At 53.9% G+C, this 651-nt stretch carries 1 pseudogene; it reads right to left on the bottom strand.

Annotation, left to right across the window (positions count from 1 at the left end):
• Positions 1–239 precede the first annotated feature (239 nt).
• Positions 240–545: pseudogene (locus DVK07_RS20495) on the bottom strand (IS5/IS1182 family transposase); the annotation flags it as partial.
• Between the last annotated feature and the right edge of the window lie 106 nt (positions 546–651).

A 651-nucleotide genomic window follows, 5' to 3' on the forward strand; every position in this document is an offset into this window, starting at 1 on the left:
GTGAAGCCGTGGGGATTTGTCACCAACGTTTGCGATCCCGCGCCGCCACCACCGGACGTAGTGTCACCAGTTGTGTTGCCGCCTCCGTTACTCGAACAACCAGCGATAGCGACCGTTGTACCTGTCGCTCCGACTGACTTGATGAATCTACGGCGGTCGACATTGTTACGTCTTGGCATGTCCGATTTCGCATTTAGAGTCCTGTTATAAATAGTTTATCATGAGGGTGTAAACTCCTCTCACACCATGATGATCGGACTTCTCGGATTGTTTCCGCGTTCGTAGTTGGTGATAGCGGCGCCAAGGCGAAGCCACAGGACAATGAACTACCTGCGTTCGTGCGAAGACGCGGCCTCGGACGTGCGTTTCCCTGAGGCTACAGTGCTTCACTGGTTCGTTGATTCGTCGACGCCAGTACGGCGGTTATATTTCTCATCCAATGTGGACTATGTTAGCACAACGTCCTCGCTGTGTTCTGTGAGGCGGTCTTCGACGCTCTACTCATTGTCTTTCGGGTCGTTAGTGTTTCGCGCGTTTTTCTGAGCGGAACTTCTGGCTTGGCCGTCACAGCGAGTGGGCCGGCGACCACCACGGTTTATTAGGGTCACGGACGGATCGACACGTATGGGCTTCCTCGACGAAGATTACCTA

This window comes from Halorubrum sp. Atlit-26R (genome assembly GCF_003666015.1).
GTDB lineage: Archaea > Halobacteriota > Halobacteria > Halobacteriales > Haloferacaceae > Halorubrum.